Origin of the sequence: Mesorhizobium sp. (genome assembly GCF_965229135.1) — a bacterium.
GTDB lineage: Bacteria > Pseudomonadota > Alphaproteobacteria > Rhizobiales > Rhizobiaceae > Mesorhizobium.
In genome coordinates this window covers 2,398,707-2,417,691 of the sequence record NZ_OZ245860.1, presented here as the reverse complement: position 1 = coordinate 2,417,691, position 18,985 = coordinate 2,398,707, and the positions used below count along the sequence as shown (strand labels likewise).

Annotated in this window: 19 protein-coding genes and 1 pseudogene; 16 read left to right on the top strand and 4 right to left on the bottom strand. The window is 61.8% G+C overall.

Annotated features, from left to right (window positions below):
• Nucleotides 1-161: 161 nt before the first annotated feature.
• On the top strand, nt 162-1,934 hold the full coding sequence (locus ACO07C_RS11640) for an AMP-binding protein (protein WP_421914314.1): 1,773 nt from the start codon (nt 162-164) through the stop codon (nt 1,932-1,934).
• A 52-nt stretch (nt 1,935-1,986) separates the two neighbouring features.
• Here the strand turns inward: ACO07C_RS11640 and ACO07C_RS11635 are convergent, their stop codons facing one another.
• On the bottom strand, nt 1,987-2,658 hold the full coding sequence (locus ACO07C_RS11635; protein WP_421914313.1) for a TetR/AcrR family transcriptional regulator: 672 nt from the start codon (nt 2,656-2,658) through the stop codon (nt 1,987-1,989).
• A 113-nt stretch (nt 2,659-2,771) separates the two neighbouring features.
• Complete coding sequence (locus ACO07C_RS11630; RefSeq protein WP_421914312.1) at nt 2,772-3,716, bottom strand: nucleoside hydrolase; 945 nt, start codon at nt 3,714-3,716, stop codon at nt 2,772-2,774.
• 103 nt (nt 3,717-3,819) lie between these two features.
• On the opposite strand from ACO07C_RS11630, the gene ACO07C_RS11625 reads away from it, so the two are divergent.
• From ACO07C_RS11625 to ACO07C_RS11610, 4 genes are all read left to right on the top strand, one after another.
• Nucleotides 3,820-4,827 (top strand): isopenicillin N synthase family dioxygenase, encoded by a 1,008-nt coding sequence (locus tag ACO07C_RS11625; protein WP_421914311.1) that lies wholly within the window; start codon nt 3,820-3,822, stop codon nt 4,825-4,827.
• 35 nt (nt 4,828-4,862) lie between these two features.
• Complete coding sequence (locus ACO07C_RS11620) at nt 4,863-5,720, top strand: ABC transporter substrate-binding protein (RefSeq protein WP_421914310.1); 858 nt, start codon at nt 4,863-4,865, stop codon at nt 5,718-5,720.
• Nucleotides 5,721-5,836: 116 nt separating this feature from the next.
• Complete coding sequence (locus ACO07C_RS11615) at nt 5,837-6,778, top strand: amino acid ABC transporter permease (protein WP_421914309.1); 942 nt, start codon at nt 5,837-5,839, stop codon at nt 6,776-6,778.
• Entirely contained in the window at nt 6,775-7,581 is an 807-nt protein-coding gene (locus ACO07C_RS11610) for an amino acid ABC transporter ATP-binding protein (RefSeq protein ID WP_421914308.1), read from the top strand. The genes ACO07C_RS11615 and ACO07C_RS11610 overlap by 4 nt, the downstream gene beginning before the upstream one ends.
• A gap of 87 nt (nt 7,582-7,668) precedes the next feature.
• Here ACO07C_RS11610 and ACO07C_RS11605 read toward each other — a convergent pair whose 3' ends face one another.
• Nucleotides 7,669-8,346: an MIP family channel protein gene (locus ACO07C_RS11605; RefSeq protein ID WP_421914307.1), complete on the bottom strand. Its 678-nt coding sequence runs from the start codon at nt 8,344-8,346 to the stop codon at nt 7,669-7,671.
• 183 nt (nt 8,347-8,529) lie between these two features.
• Between ACO07C_RS11605 and ACO07C_RS11600 the strand changes: the two genes are divergently transcribed.
• From ACO07C_RS11600 to ACO07C_RS11555, 10 genes and pseudogenes are all read left to right on the top strand, one after another.
• Nucleotides 8,530-9,819: an RsmB/NOP family class I SAM-dependent RNA methyltransferase gene (locus ACO07C_RS11600; RefSeq protein ID WP_421914306.1), complete on the top strand. Its 1,290-nt coding sequence runs from the start codon at nt 8,530-8,532 to the stop codon at nt 9,817-9,819.
• A 76-nt stretch (nt 9,820-9,895) separates the two neighbouring features.
• Nucleotides 9,896-10,348 carry a TspO/MBR family protein gene (locus ACO07C_RS11595; RefSeq protein WP_421914305.1) on the top strand — a complete coding sequence of 151 codons (453 nt, stop codon included), beginning with the start codon at nt 9,896-9,898 and terminating at the stop codon, nt 10,346-10,348.
• A 98-nt stretch (nt 10,349-10,446) separates the two neighbouring features.
• A complete protein-coding gene (locus ACO07C_RS11590; RefSeq protein ID WP_095088397.1) occupies nt 10,447-10,905 on the top strand; it encodes a PaaI family thioesterase in 459 nt (152 codons plus the stop codon).
• 4 nt (nt 10,906-10,909) lie between these two features.
• Nucleotides 10,910-11,575: a 5'-methylthioadenosine/S-adenosylhomocysteine nucleosidase gene (locus tag ACO07C_RS11585; RefSeq protein WP_421914304.1), complete on the top strand. Its 666-nt coding sequence runs from the start codon at nt 10,910-10,912 to the stop codon at nt 11,573-11,575.
• A gap of 54 nt (nt 11,576-11,629) precedes the next feature.
• Nucleotides 11,630-13,192, top strand: coding sequence for a glutamine-hydrolyzing GMP synthase (guaA, locus tag ACO07C_RS11580; RefSeq protein WP_421914303.1), 1,563 nt, complete (start codon nt 11,630-11,632; stop codon nt 13,190-13,192).
• 289 nt (nt 13,193-13,481) lie between these two features.
• Nucleotides 13,482-13,993, top strand: a pseudogene (locus ACO07C_RS11575) (Arm DNA-binding domain-containing protein); the annotation flags it as partial.
• Nucleotides 13,994-14,713: 720 nt separating this feature from the next.
• Nucleotides 14,714-15,253, top strand: coding sequence for a sigma-70 family RNA polymerase sigma factor (locus ACO07C_RS11570; RefSeq protein ID WP_421914302.1), 540 nt, complete (start codon nt 14,714-14,716; stop codon nt 15,251-15,253).
• On the top strand, nt 15,250-15,972 hold the full coding sequence (locus tag ACO07C_RS11565) for an anti-sigma factor (protein ID WP_421917503.1): 723 nt from the start codon (nt 15,250-15,252) through the stop codon (nt 15,970-15,972). Before ACO07C_RS11570 ends, ACO07C_RS11565 begins: the two co-directional genes overlap by 4 nt.
• A gap of 67 nt (nt 15,973-16,039) precedes the next feature.
• On the top strand, nt 16,040-16,822 hold the full coding sequence (locus ACO07C_RS11560; protein WP_421914301.1) for a hypothetical protein: 783 nt from the start codon (nt 16,040-16,042) through the stop codon (nt 16,820-16,822).
• Nucleotides 16,823-17,164: 342 nt separating this feature from the next.
• Complete coding sequence (locus tag ACO07C_RS11555; protein WP_421917502.1) at nt 17,165-17,461, top strand: hypothetical protein; 297 nt, start codon at nt 17,165-17,167, stop codon at nt 17,459-17,461.
• A 195-nt stretch (nt 17,462-17,656) separates the two neighbouring features.
• Here ACO07C_RS11555 and ACO07C_RS11550 read toward each other — a convergent pair whose 3' ends face one another.
• Nucleotides 17,657-18,166 (bottom strand): hypothetical protein, encoded by a 510-nt coding sequence (locus ACO07C_RS11550; RefSeq protein ID WP_421914300.1) that lies wholly within the window; start codon nt 18,164-18,166, stop codon nt 17,657-17,659.
• A gap of 140 nt (nt 18,167-18,306) precedes the next feature.
• Here ACO07C_RS11550 and ACO07C_RS11545 point away from each other — a divergent pair, with 140 nt between their 5' ends.
• On the top strand, nt 18,307-18,972 hold the full coding sequence (locus tag ACO07C_RS11545; protein WP_421914299.1) for a response regulator: 666 nt from the start codon (nt 18,307-18,309) through the stop codon (nt 18,970-18,972).
• Nucleotides 18,973-18,985: the final 13 nt, after the last annotated feature.

The window sequence follows — 18,985 nt, the reverse complement described above, 5'->3', positions numbered from 1 at the left end:
GGGAGGGGTCATGGGGGCAGTGCTCGACGTGAGACGACTCCACCCGCCTCGCTTCGCTCGGCACCGTCCCATCCAGGTCGAGGGGATCCGCAGTACCATCGGCGGGATTTCCACCATCCCGGCAGGCTGATAGACTCGGGGCCGTCTGGGAGGAGACAGTAATGCCGGTCAATCTCGACGAGCTGAAGAACGCCACCAATCTGCGCGGACGCGCTGCGCGCGCCGGCGGCGTCTTTATCGCACCCGTCGACGGCCGGGCCCATGTGTCGGGCGAGCGGTCAGTGCCTTTGCTGCCGCACACAATCCCGGCGCTGTTTTCGCAGACCGCCGCCAGATACGGCACCCTCGATGCCGCCGTCTTCGTCGCCCAGGACAAGCGCTTCACCTGGAGCGAGCTTTCGGACACGGTGGACGCACTGGCCGCAGGCTTCCTGGCGCTGGGCCTTGTGAAAGGCGACCGCGTCGGCATCTGGTCGCCCAATCGCTGGGAATGGCTGGTCACGCAATTCGCCACCGCCCGCATCGGCCTGATCCTGGTCAACATCAATCCGGCCTACAGGCTGACCGAGCTCGAATATGCCCTCAACAAGGTTGGCTGCAAGGCTCTGGTCACTGCTGCTCAGTTCAAGACCTCCGACTATCTCGGCATGATCGAGACGCTGGCGCCCGAGATCGCGACCGCCACCCCCGGCAAGCTCAAGTCGAACAGACTGCCGGGCCTGAAGATCGTCATCCGCATGGGCGAGGAGAATTCGCCCGGCATGTTCAATTTCGGCGATGTCCTGGCCATGGCCGGACGCGACGAGCACGACAGTCTCGACAGGATATCCGAGGGACTGAAGGCGAGCGACGCCATTAACATCCAGTTCACCTCCGGCACCACCGGCGCGCCCAAGGGCGCCACGCTGACCCACGGCAACATCGTCAACAACGGTCATTTCGTGACCTCCGCCATCAAGCTCACCGCCGACGATCGATTGTGCATCCCCGTGCCGCTCTATCATTGCTTCGGCATGTCGATGGGCACTATGGGCTGCGTCTCCAAGGGCGCGACCATGGTTTTCCCAGGCGAGGGGTTCGATGCCGGAGCCACGCTGACGGCGGTGGCCCGGGAGCGTTGCACCGGCCTATATGGCGTCCCCACCATGTTCGTCGCCATTCTCGACCATGCGGATTTCCAGTCCTTCGACCTCTCCAGCCTTCGCACCGGCATCATGGCAGGCTCGCCATGCCCGATCGAGGTGATGAAGAAGGTGGTGTCGTCGATGCACATGGAAGAGGTCACCATCGCCTACGGCATGACCGAAACCAGCCCGGTCTCGTTCCAGAGCGGCGTCGACGATCCGCTGGAAAAGCGTGTTTCGACCGTCGGGCGCATCCATCCTCATGTCGAGGTGAAGGCGGTCGATGCCGATGGCGCGACCGTTGCCGTCGGCGAGCCCGGTGAGCTCTGCACGCGTGGCTATTCGGTGATGAAGGGCTATTGGCAGGACGAGGCGAAGACTCGCGAGGCGATCGACGCCGATGGCTGGATGCACACCGGCGACCTCGCCACCATCGACGCCGAGGGCTATTGCAACATTGTCGGCCGGGTCAAGGACATGGTCATCCGCGGTGGCGAGAATGTCTATCCGCGCGAAGTGGAGGAGTTCCTCTATCGCCATCCCAAGGTGAAGGAAGTGCAGGTGTTCGGCATTCCCGATTCGAAATATGGCGAGGAGCTTTGCGCCTGGATCGTGCTCAAGCCAGGCCAGATCACCACCGAGCACGAGATCAAGGCCTTCTGCGCCGGCCAGATCGCCCACTACAAGATCCCCCGTTACATCCGCTTCCGTACCGAACTGCCGATGACGGTGACCGGCAAGCCGCAGAAATTCCTCATGCGCAACGCGATGGTCGAGGAACTGGGATTGGTGGCGCAGAAGACGGCGTGATTGTCCGGCCCTTCTGGTCTTGATCCGGTCAAGCCCGCCCGTTTAAGGATTGCTAACGGCTGCCCCGGCTATCCCCGGACTTTACCGCTGTGCCGGGCTCCTGGACGAGTGGTCCGAGCAGCACTTCTCCAAACAGCGGCTGGTAGCGGCGGCGCACGACCGGGTCCTCCTTGAAGGACAGCGCATACTGCCCGATCTGGTGGAAATAGGTGATGCGGGCCCGCACGATGCTCTCGTCTTCCGAATAGCCCATGGCGCGGAACGACCGGATCAGCAGCTCTATGCGCAGGTCGTCGATCTCCTTGACTTCCTGGGCCAGCTTTTTCGAGGTTCGCGACCAGTCGCGCACGGCCAGGTCGAGGAGCGGGCTGAATGGGGCCTCGTCCACCCAGACATGGACGATGTCGGTGAAGAACTGCAGGCCGTCTATCTCGCGGATCTCCCGCATGGCCCAGAACGGCGCGCAATTGCTGTCTCGCCATTCCTGCAGCAGGCCGCCACGCAGGTCCGCCAGGCTGGCGAAGTGAAAATAGAAGCTGCCGCGCGTGACCTTGAGTTGCCGCGCCAGGCGGTCGATCTTGACTTCACCGATGCCCCGCTTCTCCAGCACCTTGCGCGCGGCGGCGATCCAGGCCTCGCGGCTAAGCGTCTGCCGCGCCGGTTTTGATCGCGGCGCGGGAGTACGCGTTCCCCCCGGTTTCTTCGGCGCGCGTTGCTCGTTCATCGGATCAGAGACCTTCGTCGCCCTGCGCAATTCATCTGGCCGACTCGCCAATCGAGCCGGCTCCTATCTGCTACGCAATTCCCGGCGTCATCGTCCACCGGCGAGACGCATTTTCAGGGCAGCGCGCTGATCCGTTCCAGCATCAATTCGAAGAACGGTGCAGGATCGATCCGCCGCAGCACGTTGCAGTTCTTGCGGCGGCCGGTGACGTGCCACCAGTCGACGACCGTCATGCCGATGGTCTCCGGCGAGACGATATCGACCGTCACCGCGCACTGGCGTTGTTCGTAGATTTCGGGAGCCAGCAGGTAGCCGGTGACGCAGGCATCGTGGATGGGACGTGCCGGTGTTTCGAATTTATGCGTGCCGTATTGGCGGAAGAAGTCAGCGAGGTTGGCGGCTTCGATCGCGGCGCGGCTGCCGGTTTTACGAAGGCGATCCAGCCACTCGGGCGTCATCAGCGCGGTATAGGTGCAGTCGATGCTGGCCATCGTCACGGGAACGCCGCTGTCGAACACCTTGTGCGCCGCATGAGGGTCGACGAAGATGTTGAATTCGGCCGCGGGCGTGGCGTTGCCGCCCTGGAAGAAGCCGCCGCCCATCAGCACGACTTCGCGAATTCGGGGGATGATCCTCGGTTCCATGGTCATGGCCATGGCCAGATTTGTCATCGGACCAAGCGTGCAGACGGTAATCTCGCCTTCCGGGGCATCCATGATCGTGCGGACCATATAGTTCACAGCGTGCTCGCTTTGCAGCGGCGTCACGGGTTCGGGTAGGTCGGCGCCGTCGAGGCCTGTTTCACCATGGACGTACTCGGCGGTGATCAGTTTGCGCACCATGGGCGCCGGGCAGCCGGCATGGACGGGCACATCCGGCCGCCCGGCAAGCTCCACGACCTTCAGCGCGTTCTTCGTGGTCAGCGCAAGCGGCACGTTGCCGCCTACCGTGGTGATGCCGACCACCTCGAGTTCGGCCGGTGAACCCAGCGCGAAGAGGATCGCGAATGCGTCATCCTGACCCGGATCGGTGTCGATGATTATCTTGCGTGGTGCCATTGTGACGCGGTTATCCCCTGCTGGTGAAAAGCCTATTGCTGAGCCGATCTGGATGTGTAGAAATACAGTACTGTATCTTATGTTCAAGACAAGGTTGTTCGAGATGGACGCACGCGGCGACTTTTCAGAAATCCCGATCCTCGACGTATCCGCGCTTTACGGTAGTGATAAGGATGCGATCGCCAGCACGGCCGCGACGCTGCGCCGCTATCTCGAGACGGTCGGCTTTCTCTACGTCGTGGGACATCCGATCCCGCGTGCCGATGTCGAGGCGGTCCGCGAGGCCAGCAAGCGTTTCTTCGCGCTGCCGGAGGAACAGAAGCTTGCGCTGAAGATCGACAAGAATTTCCGTGGCTATCTGCCCTTTGCCGGTTCCACGATCGTGACGTCATCGGTGGCGACGGTGAGCAAGCCGAACCAGAGTGAATCGATCTTCTTCATGCACGAGGTCGAGGCCGACGATCCCCGGGCGTTGGCCGACCAGCCGTTGCAGGGACCCAACCAGTGGCCCGACGAGGCGTCGCTCACCGGCTTCAGGTCCACGGTCGAACGCTATGTCGATGAAATGAGCACGCTTGCCCGCAAGATGGTGGGCGCCATCGCGCTCTCGCTTGGGCTCCCCACCGACAGCCTCGACCGGTATTTCGAACAGCCGACAACCTTCCTGCGGTTGCTGCACTATCCCACGCAGCCCCAGGAAGAGGGGCTATTCGGCTCGGCACCGCACACCGATTACGGCTTCATCACCTTGCTCGCGCAGGACAATGTCGGAGGCCTCGAGGTCAAGAACAAGGCAGGCGACTGGGTTCCCGCGCCACCGATCCCGGATTCCTTCGTGATGAATGTCGGCGACATCCTGGCGCGCTGGTCGAACGACCAGTTCGTTTCGACCCCTCATCGCGTCATCAACCGGTCGGGACGCGAACGCTATTCACAGCCCTTCTTCTTCGATCCGTCGATGGATGAAACGATCGAGGCGCTGCCGGCCTGCGTGCCCGCCGGCACCCAGCCGAAATACGAGCCGGTGCTCTACGGCGATTACCTGATGGAGCGCATCGACAAGAACTATCACTACCGAAAGAAGAAGGCCGCGGAGACGGCCAGTTCGTAATGCAAGAACCGTTGTCATCAAAAAGGGGAACGAAAATGAGATCACATTTGCGCATGGCAGGTCTGGCGCTGGCCACACTTGCAGCGACCTGGAGCGGATCGGCGAACGCCGCCGAAATCACGAAGTCGGCCGACGTCAAGCAGACCGGCATGCTGACCATCGCCAACACGCTGGACTATGCGCCGTTCGAATATCTCGACGCCGACGGCAAGCAGACCGGCATCATCATAGAACTGGCTGGCGAAGTGGCAAAGCTGGTCGATGCCAAGCTGGACGTGGCGCGCACGCCGTTCCCGTCGATGGTACCGGGATTGGCGGCGGGCCGTTTCAAGATCGCCTGGGAAACGTTCTCCGCCACGCCGGAGCGGCTCAAGCAGGTTGACTTCGTCATGTTCCTGAAAGCGGGCCTCGCGGTCTCGACATCGCCGGACAAGAAGGCGAGCTTCGCTGGCGACAGCCCGCTTTGCGGCAAGCGCATCGGCGTTTCAGCGGGAAGCGCGTCGGACTTCCTTGTCGACAAGCTGAGCAAGGATTGCACCGACAAGGGCCAGGCGGCGATCCAGAAGTCCGTCTTCAACTCCTCCACGGATATCGTCCAGGGGGTGCTGTCCGACCGTCTCGACGCCCGCATGGACGATGCGACGGCATCGAGCTATTTCGAGGTCACCAGCAAGGGCCAGCTCGTCGTGCTGCCGACGCTCTACGAAGTCGCCCCGCTCGGTCTGGCGATCGCCAAGGACGACAAGGAGACCGCCGACATGATGGTTGGCGCGCTCTCCGAACTGTTCAGGAACGGCACCTACAAGGCGATCCTCGAAAAGTATGGCATGGGTGCCTACGCGATCAAGGAACCCTATTTCGTCGGCAGCATGGAGGCGCTCCGCGCCGACTAGGACGAAATGGTTCATTAGGGCGCACGCAGTGTGCTCCAATACACTTGAATCTGCGCATTGAGGCGTCCGATCCCGTATCGGGCGCCGTTTGCGGATGAAGACCAGGAGAAGCAGCGATGGGCGTGGCCCACCCAACCGAGATACGCATCGAGCCAGGCGTCGCCGAGGCGGTCTCGCGCCTGACCGTCGTGCCGCGGCGCCGTTACGGCATCTGGATCGGCACGGCCCTGGCCCTGATCGTGGCGTTTTTCATCATCCGGGCCTTCGCCAGCAACCCCGCTTTTGCCTGGCCGACGGTCGTGGGCTACCTGTTCCACCCGTCCGTCATGCGCGGCCTCGGCAACACATTGTTGCTGACCGTGGTGATCATGGTGCTGGCGATCGTGGTCGGCACGGTCATCGCCATCATGCGCGTGTCGCCTAGCCCTGTGCTGCGTGCATTCGCTGGCCTGTATGTCTGGTTCTTCCGCGGTGTGCCTGCCTTGATCCAGCTGATCTTCTGGTTCAACCTGTCGCTGCTCGTGCGCGAGGTGTCCCTGACCATCCCTTTCGTAGGCACGCTGTTTTCCGTACGCACGAATGACTTCATGACGCCGTTCTTTTCCGCTGTCGTGGCGCTCTCCCTGTGCGAGGCCGGCTACATGGCCGAGATCATCAGGGCGGGCATCAAGTCGGTGCCGTCGGGCCAGGCCGAGGCGGCGAGTGCGCTTGGCATGCCATATCGCATGATCCTGAAGCGCATCACGCTGCCGCAGGCCATGCGCTTCGTGTTGCCGCCCACCGGCAACGAGGCCATCAATCTCCTGAAGATGACGTCGCTGGTGACCTTCATCGCTGTCGACGACCTCTTCTATTCGGCCCAGAGCATCTATGCGCGCACCTTCGAGACAATCCCGCTGCTGATCGTGGTCGCCTTCTGGTATCTCGCCGTGGTCAGCATCATGTCGGCCGGACAGCATGTCCTGGAACGCCATTTCGGTCGCAGCGACACGCGTGGCGATCCCAGCGCAATTCAGTTCCTGCGCAATGTCCTTGGTCTGCGAGGTGTTGCCCAATGAGTGATGTGAAGGCTGAAAACCGCGCCCGCTTCGGCGTGCCGGAGAACTCCATGGTTTTCGCGCGCGGCGTGCGCAAATCCTATGGCCCGCTGGAGGTACTCAAGGGCGTCGATCTCGACGTGCCCTCCGGGTCGGTCGCCTGCATCATCGGCCCTTCGGGCTCCGGCAAGAGCACCTTCTTGCGCTGCATCAACCATCTCGAGAAACTCAGCGGCGGCATTCTGCTCGTCGACAGCGAGTTCGTCGGCTACGACCTCAGGGGCGACAAGCTCTACGAGGTCAAGGACGATCTTCTCTGCCAGCGGCGTGCCGAGACCGGCATGTTGTTCCAGTCGTTCAACCTGTTCTCCCACATGACCGTGATGGAGAATCTGATCGAGGCGCCGACGCAGGTGCGGCGAATCCCGCCGGAACAGGCGAAGGCCGAGGCGGAAATCCTGCTGCGGCGTGTCGGTCTCCTCGACAAGGTCGACCGCTACCCGAGGGAACTTTCCGGTGGGCAGCAGCAGCGTGTCGCTATCGCACGTGCGATGGCGATGAAGCCGAAGGTCCTGCTCTTCGATGAGCCGACATCGGCGCTCGACCCCGAACTCGTTGGCGAGGTCCTCCAGGTCATGCGCGACCTCGCCGAAAGCGGCATGACGATGGTGGTGGTGACCCACGAAATCGGCTTTGCGCGTGAGATCGGCGATCAGCTCGTCTTCATGGATGGCGGCGTGATCGTCGAACGCGGCTCTCCGCGTCAGATGATCGCCAATCCGGCGTCGCCGCGAACTCGCGAGTTCCTTTCGCGCGTCCTTTGACGGCGAGGAAGCAAGCCAGGGCCGCACGGCCAAACAAAAAAGGCGCGGGGTTGGCCCGCGCCTTTTTCGTGTTAGGGCTTCGAGGATTTAGTCCTTCTCGAAGATGCGGGCCTTGGCGACCACGCCGGCAATGGCGCCGCCGATCAGCGGGGCAACGATGAAAAGCCAGAGCTGACCGATCGCCGCACCGCCCGAAAACAGCGCCGGGCCGATGGAGCGGGCCGGGTTCAGCGACGTGCCGGTTACCGGGATGATCGCGAAATGCAACCCGGCCAGCGTCAGGCCGATGACCAAGCCGGCGAAGGCGGTGGCGTGTTTTTCCGCGGTCACGCCGAGGATCACCGTGACGAAGGTGAAGGTGCCGATGACCTCCCACAGGAAGGCGGAACTGACACCGTATTTGGTGATGTCCCAACCGTTGGCGCCAAAGCCGGTGGTGTGTCCCCCGGTCTGGCCGGAGACGATGATCCACAGCGCCAGCGACGCGATCACGCCGCCGATGATCTGCGCGATCCAGTAGGGGATGACATCCTTGGCCGGCAGCCGGCCGGCAAGAAAGACGCCAAGCGTCACCGCCGGATTGAGATGTGCGCCCGAGATGGGCCCGATCGCATAGGCCGCCGCGATGAGGCCGATGCCGAATGCGAGACCGATGCCTTCCTGGCCCAGCGGCAAGGCGCCGCCGAAGCCACCCGTTACCACCGACGCCGTACCGATGAACACCAACAAGAATGTACCTAGAACTTCCGCCAGATAAGTCTTCATTGCCCTCTCCTCGTGCCGATCCGCCGGTCCGCCTTTTCCGCGCCGCGAATCACAGCTGAAACAGTATTCGCAAGCAGAAAAGTTGGAAAGCAGCGCGGTTGCGCGGGCCAGCCTGCTTGTGCGCGTCTGTTGCGCGCTCTAGAGCATCCGTGAGGTAAATTTGCTGAAACGACGGAATGAAGAATGCGACTGGGCGGACGACTGGCTGCGGCTTTCGAAGTGCTGGAAGATATTAGCCGGCGTCACCGGCCGGTCGCCGATGCGCTGAAGGACTGGGGTCTGTCGCATCGCTTTGCCGGCGGAGGCGACCGTGCCGCGATCGGCAACATCGTCTATGACGCGCTGCGCCACAAGCGCTCCGCTGCCTGGCTGCTTGGCGACGATACGCCCCGCGCCATCGGCTTTGGCGCTCTGCTGCTCGAATGGAACCAGACCGCGCAATCGCTGAACGATGTGCTCGAAGGCGACAAGTTCGCGCCGCCGCTTTTGACCGCCGCCGAACTTCAGGCAATCGCCGAGCGTCGTCTCGCCGATGCGCCGCCCGCGGTGCGGGCGGACGTGCCGGACTGGTGTGAGCCGCTATTCGAACAGGCTTTTGGTGCCGCGTGGGTCGAGGAGGGCGCTGCCCTTGCCACTCGCCCGCCGCTCGACATCCGGGTCAACACGTTGCAGGCCGATCGGCCGAAAGTACTGGCGGAACTGGCGGAGACTGGCGCCCAGGCCGCGCATCTCGCTCCCTATGGCATTCGCATCCCGCCGATCGATGGCGATGGCAGGCACCCCAATGTGCAGGCGGAGCCGGCTTTCCAGAAAGGCTGGTTCGAGGTTCAGGACGAAGGCTCGCAGATCGTGTCGGCCCTTGCCGGCGCGGAGGCCGGGATGCAGGTGCTCGACTTCTGCGCCGGTGCCGGCGGCAAGACGCTGGCGCTGTCGGCGGCGATGGGAAATACAGGCCAGGTCTTTGCCCATGATGCCGAAAAGGCGCGGCTGGCGCCGATCTTCGACCGCATGCGCCGCTCCGAAAACCGCAATGTGCAGATCGTCACCAAGCCGGCGGAACTCGCTCCGCTGGCCAACCGCATGGACATCGTGCTGGTCGACGCGCCCTGCACGGGCAGCGGCACCTGGCGGCGCCGTCCCGACGCCAAATGGCGGCTGACGCAAAGACAGCTCGACACACGCAAGGGCGAGCAATCGGCAATCCTCGATGCGGCCAGGGCCTTCGTCAAACCGGGCGGCCTGCTGGTCTATATCACCTGCTCGGTGTTCGACGAGGAGAATGGCGAACAGATCTCGGCGTTCCGGGACCGCAACAGCGGCTTTGTGCCGGTCGATCATCGCGCCTTGTGGGACGGTCATTTTCCTGGCCACGGGACGGCCGCGCGCATTGGCGCCGCTGGCGATATTTCCCTGTCGCCGTCGCTGAGCGGCACGGACGGGTTCTACTTCTGCGCGCTGCGCCGGGCAGGCTGACGCTGCCGTTGACAGGGTGGCGATGCGCCCCAGTTTTTGGCAACACCGCATCGTGCCGCTCAAAAGGGTGCATTCCTTGCAAAGATACCTTTCGTTTGTCCTGTTTCTCATTCTCGCGCTGGGCGGCGGCATGCTGATCGGTTACGCGACCTTGCCGGGCCAATGGTATGCATCGCTGGTCAAGCCGCCCTTCAACCCGCCAAACTGGATCTTCGGCCCGGTCTGGTCATTCCTCTACGTGCTGATCGCCATTGCCGGCTGGCGGACATGGATGCGCGAGCCGAAAGGCACGGCGATGAAAATCTGGGGTACGCAACTGGTTCTAAACTTCCTGTGGGCGCCGACATTCTTTGGCGCCAGGCTGATAGGCCCGGCGCTGGTGATCATTGTGCTTATGCTTGCAAGCATAATTCTGTTCGTAGCCAAGGCTGGGAACCGCGACCGGGTATCGGGCTGGCTGTTCGTGCCCTACGCGGTCTGGGTTGCGTTCGCCACCTTGCTCAACGCATCGCTCCTCTGGTTGAACTAGGATATCTCGGGGATTGCTTTGTTGCAGTGCAGCAATTGAGATTGCCTGCCGACGATCCCTCTGCAATAAGATTTGCCAGACAAACGAAGGCGATGGCCATGGCAGCAAAGATCGTTCCCGCCCCGGACTACGAGGACCGCGTCAGGACCTCCTTCGCGCGCCAGCAGGCGATGGCGACGATCGGCGCCGAACTCACGCTGGTAACGCCCGGCATTATCGAGATCGAGATGCCCTATTCGGCCGCACTCACCCAGCAGCATGGTTTCCTGCATGCGGGCGTCATTTCGACGGCGCTGGACTCGGCCTGTGGCTACGCCGCCTTCTCGCTGATGCCGGAAAACTCCGGCGTGCTGACCATCGAGTTCAAGGTCAACCTGCTGGCGCCGGGCAGGGGCGAACGCTTCCTGTTCCGCGGCTCGGTGACCAAGCCCGGCCGCACCATCATCGTTGCCGACGGCCAGGCCTATGCCTTCGCCGCCGACGGCGAGGCCAAGCTGATCGCCACCATGACAGGAACGATGATGACGGTGGTTGGCCGTGATGGGATAGAGGGCTGATCCGATGGGCCGCGTGGTGCGACTTGGCGGCAAGGATGTCCTCTTCGTCATGGCTGCCGAGGCCGAGTACGGCCCGCATCTGAAGCGATTGTTCGCACCTTTCATGACCGGCGTCGGGCCTGTCGAGGCCGGTGTCAGGCTGGGCGCGCAATTGTCCCTGATGAAGTCGCGAAAGGCATTGCCCGATCTGGTCGTCTCACTGGGGTCCGCAGGCAGCCGAACCTTGGAGCAGACGGAAATCTACCAAGCTGTTTCGGTGAGTTACCGTGACATGGATGCCTCGCCGCTGGGCTTCGAGAAGGGCGCGACACCGTTCCTCGACCTGCCGGCGACCGTGCGGCTGCCATTTCGCATTCCCGGCATCAGGCAAGCCAGCCTGTCGACCGGTGGCGCGATCATTACAGGTGCTGCCTATGAGGCAATTGGCGCCGACATGGTCGATATGGAAACCTTCGCTTGCCTGCGCGCCTGCCAGTTGTTCGATATTCCGCTGATCGGCCTGCGCGGCATTTCCGACGGCGCGGCTGATCTCAGGCATGTAGGGGACTGGACCGAGTATCTGCACGTCATCGACGAGAAGCTGGCGGACGCGGTCACGCGCCTCGAACAGGCGATCGCGTCGGGTACGGTTGGGATCGAGCCGGCACAGGAAGACGTGACGCCGCTTTAAACACAGGCCTCGCAACCCATTGCATCGACTCGGATCTTTCTCTAAACGCTCGCCATGAAAACAGCCAATCATCCCGACACCGTCCTGATTGTCGATTTCGGCAGCCAGTTTACCCAGCTCATTGCCCGCCGCGTGCGCGAGGCCGGAGTCTTCTCCGAGATCGTGCCGTTCCAGTCGGCCGAGGCAGCCTTCAAGCGCATCAATCCCAAAGCGGTGATCCTGTCTGGTGGTCCCGCCTCGACCTCCGATATCGGCAGCCCGCGCGCGCCGCAGATCGTCTTCGATGCCGGCGTGCCGGTACTCGGTATCTGCTACGGCCAGATGGCCATGTGCGTGCAGATGGGCGGTGTCGCGGAAAGCTCCAATCATCGTGAATTCGGCCGGGCCTTCGTCGAGATCGAAAAGGACAGCCCGCTGTTCGAGGGACTGTGGGCGACTGGCCAGAGGCACCAGGTCTGGATGAGCCATGGCGACCGCGTCATCGCGCTGCCGCCGGGCTTCGAGGTTTTGGGAAAGTCGGAAAGCTCGCCCTTCGCCATCTTCGGCAATATCGAGCGCAAGATGTATGGCATCATGTTCCACCCCGAGGTGGTGCACACGCCGGACGGTGCAAGGCTGCTTCGCAATTTCGTCCACAACATCGCTGGCATCGAGGGCGACTGGACGATGCGCGCCTACCGCGAGCATGCCGTCGAGGCGATCCGCAAGCAGGTCGGCAAGGGCAAGGTCATCTGCGCGTTGTCGGGCGGCGTGGACTCGTCCGTGGCGGCGCTGCTGATCCATGAAGCCGTCGGCGACCAGCTCACCTGCATCCTCGTCGACCACGGCCTGATGCGCAAGGATGAGGCCGCCGGCGTGGTGGCCATGTTCCGCGAGCATTACAATCTCCCGCTCATCCTGGTGAACGCTTCAGACCGGTTCATCGGTGCGCTGGAAGGCGAGGTCGACCCGGAGAAGAAGCGCAAGACCATCGGCCGGCTGTTCATCGAGGTGTTCGAGGAAGAGGCCAAGAAGCTCGGCGGCGCCGAGTTCCTGGCGCAGGGTACGCTCTATCCCGACGTCATCGAAAGCGTTTCCTTCACCGGCGGTCCTTCGGTGACGATCAAGTCGCACCACAATGTCGGCGGTCTGCCCGAGCGCATGAACATGCAGCTGGTCGAACCGCTGCGCGAACTGTTCAAGGACGAGGTGAGGGCGCTCGGCAAGGAGCTTGGCCTGCCCGAAAGCTTCATCGGCCGGCATCCATTCCCGGGGCCTGGTCTTGCCATCCGCTGCCCGGGCGGCATCACCCGCGAAAAGCTGGAGATCCTGCGCGAGGCCGACGCCATCTATCTCGACGAGATCCGCAAGGCCGGGCTCTATGACGCCATCTGGCAGGCCTTCGCCGTGCTGTTGCCGGTGCAGACCGTCGGCGTGATGGGCGACGGCCGCACCTACGAGTTCGTCTGCGCGCTCCGCGCCGTCACCTCGGTCGACGGCATGACGGCGGATTTCTACCACTACGACATGGCCTTCCTGGGCGCCGCCGCCACCCGCATCATCAACGAAGTCCGCGGCATCAACCGCGTCGTCTACGATGTGACGTCGAAGCCGCCTGGAACAATCGAGTGGGAATGATTCAGGCCCATCCGAGCGTATCCGGAAATACGCCATGGTGCGCCGCAAGATATTGAAAACAAAAATGAATCTCTTCGGAGTCTATCGGCAACAATCGGCACGCAGCTTTTGGCTTTGACGTCTGCGTGACGGACCTCCGGATATTTCTCGAAAGAATTTTTCAAAGTACCGTCATGATAAGGAAGGCTCGTGACGGTACTATTTTGCAGTAAGGCATTGAAAGTAAAAGAAATATTTAGCCGCGAGCTCTCGAAATTGCCCTGACGGTACTTTTCAGTAGGCAGCAGAGATGTTGACGGACACCGCCCTTAAGTCGCTGAAATCAAAAGAAAAAATCTAAAGATTGCCGACCGCGACGGAATGTATGTGCGCGTTGTGCCCGGTGGCGCGATCTCATTTCGGCTGGACTACAGGCTGAATGGACGCGGTGAGACGGTCTATCTAGGCAGATGCGGCAGAGATGGAATCTCGCTCGCATTGGCTCGAGAGAAATGTCTCGACGCGAAGTGTGTTGTTGGCGAGGGACGGACGCCGGCAATCGAGAAACAACGCGACAAGCGCCGCCTGGAAGAGGCGAAGAGTTTTGGCGAGTTTCGAGGAAAAGTGGCTCGCAGCCGCGCCCATGGCCGATAGCACGCGTGCGATGCACCGTTCCATCTTCGAACGTGAATTGCTCCCGTTTGGAGAAGCCGCCTTCTTACCGAAATCGCGCCTGACGATCTCAGAGCACTTTTCGGCAAGATCGTTCCCCCTGCCACGGCGATCCACGGTCGCGACATCCTCAAGCAGATTTACAGCTTCGTGTAGCGACTTTGTTCGTGTAGCGACTTTGATCGAAGCTCTTATCTCGGCGTTCGTCTCGGAAGACCGCTACATTACAAAATCCACTATTGTGGAAGCGTTCTTTTGCTATCGTCGGCACGCAGCACACCCCCCGAAGAGATCGCCCTATCCATCCTTGCGGAGGTCACGATGGAGCGTCGTCGCGGGAAACGCGGCCAAGGCTCGCGGTAGGAAGAAGTGCTCCCTACGCTTATCGAGCAACCAGTTCTGCCTTCGCTTGAGGTGTCCCAGGCAATGCTTGCTGTGAACACCTCGAGCAAGTCTCCGCCGCGGCATGTGATCCGGTCTCGCGATGTCTGCGTATTATCTGCGTATTAGCCAGACGCGGTCGCGGGAGCGTTGAGCCATGGTGGGGAGTGCGGCGGGTTTTGTCACCTCGATCTCAGGAACGTGGCGACAGGTCTCCATTGTGAAAACCTTTGCCACTATTCGGTTGCCGCCTCAGCAAGGCGGCGTCGTTGCCCCAACGTCACATCCTGAAACCGTCCGGAAATTGCTGGCCGCGGTTTTGTGGAAGGAGCTTGGGTTGACCATGGAAAACTGGAAGATCAAGGGCGTCGTTGAATGGCAAACTAGCGCAAACGCTGGCCGATCGAACCAAAGGCGTGCGTTTTCCCCTTCGCGAATTAAACTCGTTTCACGCTTTTTGCGTCGTGTCCGGCAGCAGCGGTCGTCAACATGACGCCGCAGGACATCACCAAGCTGATCGTCCGGACCTCGATGAAGGACCGGGCCGCTTTCGATCTGCTGTACCGGCAGACCAGCGCGAAACTTTTCGGGGTCTGCCTGCGTGTCTTGAATGACCGGGGAGATGCGGAAGAGGCGCTTCAAGAGGTCTTCGTCAAGATCTGGACGAAGGCCGACCGTTTTGCTGTTTCCGATCTCAGCCCGATTTCCTGGCTGGTGGCGATCGCCCGCAATCACGCGATCGATCGCATCAGGGCGCGGCGCAAGCCTGCCGCCGACATCGATGCCGCGCTTGACGTGGCCGATCCGGCGCCTGGACCGGAAGCAATGGTGGTCGCAGGCGGTGAATCGGAGCGCATCTATCATTGCCTGGACGAACTGGAAAAGGACCGCGCGGCGGCCGTCAGGGGCGCCTACCTGCAGGGCGAGAGCTATGCCGAACTGGCGGAGCGCCATGGCGTGCCGCTGAACACGATGCGGACCTGGCTGCGCCGCAGCCTGCTTAAACTGAGAGAATGTCTGGAAAGATGACGCTGGAACAGGACAACGGACCGGAACATGGAGGCGACGACCTGCTCGCCGCCGAGTATGTTCTTGGCGTCCTGCCGGCCGATGAGCGCCAGGTCGCGTCCCGCCGCATCGACACCGAACCGGGTTTCGCGCGCATGGTCGACGGCTGGGAGGCGCACCTCGCGCCGATGGCCTCGGCCTATCCTGAGATCGAGCCGCCCGCCTCGGTGAAGCCGGCGATCGATCGCCGGCTGTTCACGTCGGCGGCAGCCGCGCCGGCGCGGTCATCCTTGGGCATCTGGTCGAGCCTTGCCTTCTGGCGCGGCCTTGCCGCCGTGGCGGTCGCGGCCCTGGCGATCTATGTCGCGGTGCCCTACATCAACCCGCCGGCGGCGCTGTCGCAGGCACGCCTGGTCGCCTCGCTCGCCGCCGACGGCAGCGACGTCAAATATCTCGCCGTTTACGATCCCGCCCATCATGAAGTCGGGCTCTCGCACGTCTCGGGTGAGCGTGCTTCCGGCAAGGACTTCGAACTGTGGATGATCGAGGGCAAGAACCCACCGGTTTCGATGGGCGTCATTCCCGTCGGTTCAACCGCGCATATCGTCGTTTCGCCCGCCGCCCAGCAGAAGCTCGCACAAGGCGCCGTGCTGGCGGTTACCCTTGAACCTCTTGGCGGTTCTCCGACGGGCATTGCGACTGGCCCCGTTGTCGCTGCTGGCGCTCTGATTGGGATCTGAAAGACGCGACGCAAATGTGTGGGAAAAATGGCTGGGTCTTGATCGCGGGGCTCGTGATGGGTGCCGAATGGTGATTGCAATGGACAAAAAGTCTTCCTCGAAACCGCAGACAGTACTGCTTCTCGGAAGCGCACCCGATGTGGTGCGCTGCGAAAGTTGGCCAAAGCAGGCCTTTGGAAAGATCATAGCCATCAACAACGCCTGGCGCGTGCGTTCAGACTGGGATTTTCTTGTTCACGCGGGCGATTTTCCGGCAGACCGGCTGCCGGACGATGCGACTTTGCGTCAGGCCCAGATCTTCAGCGCCACGCAGTATGTCCCCGCGCAGAACGCCTTCGGCGGCTTCGTCTATGCCGGCGCAACGATGGCGATGACCGCCGCGTATTGGGCGATCCACAGCCAGAAGCCAGATGTGCTTGCGTTCCTGGGCTGCGACATGATCTACGATCGGCCCGACAAGACGCACTTCTATGGCGTCGGTCGTCCGGACCCATTGCGGGACGACGTTACACTTCGAAACCTTGAGGCGAAGTCGGTGCGCCTGCTTGTTCAGGCGCTGAAGCGCGACTGTCTCTGTATCAACCTGTCTGACCTCCCGCGCAGCCGGCTGATCTTTCCCCGTCTGGATTTCGAGGATTTGCAGAGCCTGACGCATGACAGGATAGCCGAAATGAAGGCTGAAATCCTCGCCCGGATAAGGTTCGATAACGCGGAGAAGGCTGAAAGGATCGAGAATGACCTTGGCTATTTCTACGAAGACGGAATGTATTGGAATCATCTCGACGAGATCAATGAAGGCTTCCTTGCGGAAGTCGATCGACTCTGGATATCGGCGTTTGCGCAAAATTGAACCGAAGCTTTGACGAGCGGACAATTTGGCTGGAAATCGCAACCGGTCCGGTTGGCTGGTGCAAAGCGGTTGACATCGGTCAGGCAAATCACTGCCAGACGCCATGATCCTCGATAGCATTGGAACGTCGCGGCCGCGCACGAGTTGTACCGGCGCGACTAACTCGCTGAAGGATGTCCAATGGCTATTGTCGAACAGGAAACACACTTCGCATCCGGCGAGGCAGCAGATCACATTTCGAAATTGGCGAAGGTCGGGCACGATTGCGTTCGACACTCGATTTTACGCGGGCAAATCGCCAGGTTCGTCCAAAGCTTCTTTGCCGCATCGCTTGCTTTCGGAGTGCTGACGGGGAGCGCGCTTGCGCAGGGAACCGACGACCCGACGGTCACAGCCTGCAAATCGACCGGTCTGTTGGCTCTGCAGGAGAAGTCAAAGGATATAACCGATCTTGTGATCGATATGGAAAGCGTCGCGGTGAGCAAGTCCGATACCAAGGTAGAGGATGTGCCGATCAAAACAGTTGTCCTGGGGGAGGCCTACATCGCGCGAAACGGCAAAACCGGAACACCTGACCGGTTCGTTTGTTTGCTCGGGGATAAAGGCAAGGTCCTGTTGACCTTCTTTACCGCCAAATGATCGCGGTGGCTGCGGTGCTGGCTCACCGCTTTCACAGCGCCAGCTCTCTGACGGTGCGCTGAAAGCAAGCAACCGAGCGAATGTTCGCTCCAGCCGTTCGCGGTATTCGACGATCTTGGGTTGGCTCGACGTTGCTGACCAGAGAGGTTGGCGACGGGGAGGGTTGGCTCCACGTCGCCCAATTCTAGGATCTTATCAGTCCGGCGCGCCGGGAGGGATTGTCGCAACATCGCGGCCATGCAGGCGGTCGAGCAGCCCGCGTGGACCTGGGCGTGGCGGGCGCAGACTCTCTGCCTTGCCATCCGCGTGAACCAGCACATCGCCATGGATGAACCCGTCGTCGAAGCGTCCCTGGACAGTAAGGGTTTCGCCGGCGGCAACCAGCTTGCCGCTCTCGCCGGCACGGCCTGTTTCGACCAGTGCGCGGCCGCTGCCGTCGTCGATCACGAACTTGTTGCCGAAAATCTCGGCGACTTTGCCTTTGACGGCTACGGTGCTGTAGGGCGCCAGCGTTGCGATGCTCGTCGGCTGCATCAGCACCACATTGTCATGCGGTACCGCAAAAATCGTGGCACCTGCGCCTGCAACAAGTCCGAATGCGATAAGCCCGGCGGCGAACAGGCCGGTAATGTAGGGTCTGCGCCGGCGATCGGATGGTGCCGGGGCAGCGTTCGTTTCCTGTGCGGTGCTTTGGGTATCGGTCATGGGGGGTCACCTTTCTGTTGTGTGGAATGGCTACCGTTTTACCTGACCCAACAGGAACCGAGCCTGAACCAGGCCGTTCAGCTTCGGTTCAGCCGCAGGGCATAGGACCGACGCGGGCGCGCAGCGGGAAAGTCAATGCAATGAAGGTATTGCTCGTTGAAGACGATGGATCGATCGCCAGCCAGTTGGCGGAGGCGTTGCGCGGCGAGAATTTTGCCGTCGACATCGCCCGCAATGGCGAGGACGGGCAGCATCTCGGTGAAACAGGAACCTATGATGTCGCGGTTCTAGACCTCGGTTTGCCCAAGGTCGACGGCAAGGCGGTCCTCAAGGCGTGGCGCGCCGCGGGGCGTGAGCTACCCGTGCTGATCCTGACCGCGCGTGATGGATGGTCGGAAAAGGTCGAAGGCTTCAAGGCCGGCGCCGACGACTATCTGACGAAGCCCTTTCGGACCGAAGAACTCATCATGCGATTGCGGGCCCTGGTGCGCCGGGCGGCAGGTCACGCCCAGACAAGAATAGTATGCGGACCGCTTGGCTTCGATGCGCAGATCGGAACCTTCGAACTCGATGGACTGCCTCTCAAGCTGACGGGACTCGAATGGCGCGTGCTGTCCAGTCTCATCCTGCGCAAGGAGGTGGTGGTGACGCGAACCGACTTGCTCGAACGTGTCTATGACGGCGATGCCGAGGTAGACTCCAACTCGCTGGAAGTGATCGTGGCACGTTTACGTCGCAAAATCGGCCATCGTCACATCGAGACGGTACGCGGTCTTGGCTATCGGCTGACGGCCGCCGCGAAATGAGATGGTTGCCGAG